Source organism: uncultured Methanobrevibacter sp., assembly GCF_937906425.1.
In the GTDB taxonomy this organism is placed as follows: Archaea; Methanobacteriota; Methanobacteria; order Methanobacteriales; family Methanobacteriaceae; genus Methanobrevibacter.
This window is the reverse complement of the sequence record NZ_CALCYR010000246.1, coordinates 1-2,450: the sequence shown is the minus strand read 5'-3', so window position 1 is coordinate 2,450 and position 2,450 is coordinate 1. Positions and strand designations below refer to the sequence as shown.

The window sequence follows — 2,450 nt, the reverse complement described above, 5'->3', positions numbered from 1 at the left end:
TAATAATATTAATAATGTAATTAAAAAAATGGATCAAATTGAAATATTAATTAAACCTAAAAATGAAAAATCAATTTTTTATTTATATTCATAAGTATTTCAATTCAATTACTAATTTTCAAAGTATGATAATTAGATTATAATTAGACATGCTTATTATTTAGAGTGAGGAAAATGAAGTTTTTTGAGCATAGTGCAAAAAAAGTTTTTGAAAGTGAAGGAATTAAAATTTTAGAAGGTCATGTTGTTTATTCTGCTGAAGAAGCTATGGAAGTGACTACTGAATTTGATAAGCCTGTTGTTTTAAAATCCCAGGTACTTGTAGGTGGAAGAGGTAAAGCAGGCGGTATTAAATTTGCTGATAATCCTGGTGAAGCTTTTGATGTAGCAAAAGAGTTATTAACTTTAGAAATTAAAGGTGAAAAAGTAAAACACTTACTCATTGAAGAAAAAGCAGATATTAAAAAGGAGTTCTTTTTAAGTGTTTCAAATGACAGGGCTAACAAGACCCCTATCATCATGGCAAGTGCTGAAGGTGGTATGGAAATTGAGGAATTGGCCAAGACTTCTCCTGAAAAGATTATTCGTTACAATGTTCATCCATTAAAAGAGTTTTTACCTTACGAAGCACGTGAAATCGCTCGTAAAATGGGTGTAGGCTCTGAATTAATTTCATCAATCGGAAATATTATTTGGAAACTTTATAATGTTTATGATAAATACGATGCTGAAGTTGCTGAAATCAACCCATTGATTTTAACCGATGATGGTTTGATTGCTGCTGATGCAAAATTGGAAATTGAAAACGATTCCCTTTTCCGTCATCAAGATCAGGTAAAACAAAACAGGTACAAGAAAAAGGACTTTGCTTTTGTAAAGCTTGATGGTGATATTGCAGTTATTGGAAATGGTGCCGGTTTAACTTTAACTGGTATGGATATGGTTACATTATATGGCGGAAAACCTGCAACTTTCTTGGATATTGGTGGAGGAGCATCAGATGATTCAATTAAGAAGGCATTGAATTTGGTTTTAAATTATTCTCCTGTAAAAGTTGTATTCCTTAATGTTTTAGGAGGAATTACAAGAGCTGATGATGTTGCAAGAGGTGTAATTGCAGCTTTAGAAGAATCTAAAAGGAAAGTTAATATGGTAATTAGGCTTACAGGTACTAATGAAGAAGAAGGTCAACGCTTATTTGAAGAAGCAGGAATTCCTTATGAGATTTCATTAGAGGAAGCTGCTAAAAAAGCTGTTGAATTATGTGAAGAAATAAAATCTGAAGAAGCTAATGCAAAATAGGTTCTAGCTTAATTTTTATTTCTTTTTCTTTTTTTATTCTTATTTTTTAATTATTTTTAAATTTATTCTTTAAATTATTTTTTAACTATTTTTTGTCTGTTTTTATTTAATTATTCTAATAAAATAACTCTGCTGACTTCTGATTCTTGAGATATTCTACGTCCTGTTTTTTCAGCTATTTCTTCTGCAAAATCGTAAACTTCCTGATATGATGGCATATTGTCTAAGCTTAATCTTTTTCTTGAAGATCCAATAAACATGTATGCCTTTACTTCAATGTATGTCGGGTCTGCCTTGTTGATTAATTTGGCATAGTCTGCAGCGTCAAACATATTCTTTCCCTTAACTGAAGTGATTCTAATAGCTGTATTGTTGTTAAAACTTGGAAGTAATTCAAGAGTCTTATTTAAATTGCTCCAAGCATCATCTATTTGAGGGTTACAAAGTTCTTTATATACTTTCTCGTTAGGAGCATCCAAGGAAATGTATGTTTGACTTGGTTCGCAATCAAGGCTTCCAAGTTTTTCCCAATTCATTCCATTGCTTACTAAAAAAGTGGAAAAGCCCTGTTTTTTAAATTCAGCCAAAAGTTCATCTATTTCAGGATATAATGTAGGTTCTCCTGCAAGGGAAATCGCTGCATTTGTAGGTCTTGTACTTTCTTCAAGTTTTTTCCTGTTGACATTTGGATTTCCGCCAAATCCACAAAGAAGACTGTTTTGAGCCTTAATTGCATCTTCTATAATTGTTTTAGGATCATCGTATTCCCCTTCCCAATGGATTTTGGTTTGGCTTAAATCTCTCCAACAAAAGGAGCATTTTTGATGGCAGAATGGAACAGCCGGTGACATTTGAAGACATCTGTGAGATTGAATTCCATAAAATTGCTCTTTATAACAGACTCCTTCATCTTTCATGCTTTTTTTAGTCCAATGACATATTTTAGCTGCAGCATGTCCATGTTTTCCAGCAAATCTGTACCCACTATATTCCAACTTTTCCTGTTCTTCTTTTGTGAATGTCATAAGAATCATTAAATAATTTTTTATTGAAATTTCAAAAGACAAAAGGAATATTTGAAATAAGGAATTCTTATAAATCAAATAAAGATTTAATATTTGAAGAATTATATAATATAATGGATTCAA

General features: G+C 31.3%; 2 protein-coding genes. One reads left to right on the top strand and one right to left on the bottom strand.

What is annotated here, in order from left to right; translation table 11 throughout:
• Positions 1 to 174: 174 nt before the first annotated feature.
• Complete coding sequence (gene sucC, locus Q0138_RS07150) at positions 175 to 1,302, top strand: ADP-forming succinate--CoA ligase subunit beta (protein ID WP_297982641.1); 1,128 nt, start codon at positions 175 to 177, stop codon at positions 1,300 to 1,302.
• Positions 1,303 to 1,412: 110 nt separating this feature from the next.
• Here the strand turns inward: sucC and twy1 are convergent, their stop codons facing one another.
• Positions 1,413 to 2,327 (bottom strand): 4-demethylwyosine synthase TYW1, encoded by a 915-nt coding sequence (gene twy1 / locus Q0138_RS07145; RefSeq protein WP_297982639.1) that lies wholly within the window; start codon positions 2,325 to 2,327, stop codon positions 1,413 to 1,415.
• Between the last annotated feature and the right edge of the window lie 123 nt (positions 2,328 to 2,450).

Excerpts from the sequence above, each read along its gene's own strand:
- twy1 (WP_297982639.1), bottom strand. The coding sequence starts at position 2,327 with ATGACATTCACAAAAGAAGAACAGGAAAAGTTGGAATATAGTGGGTAC.
- sucC (WP_297982641.1), top strand. The coding sequence starts at position 175 with ATGAAGTTTTTTGAGCATAGTGCAAAAAAAGTTTTTGAAAGTGAAGGA.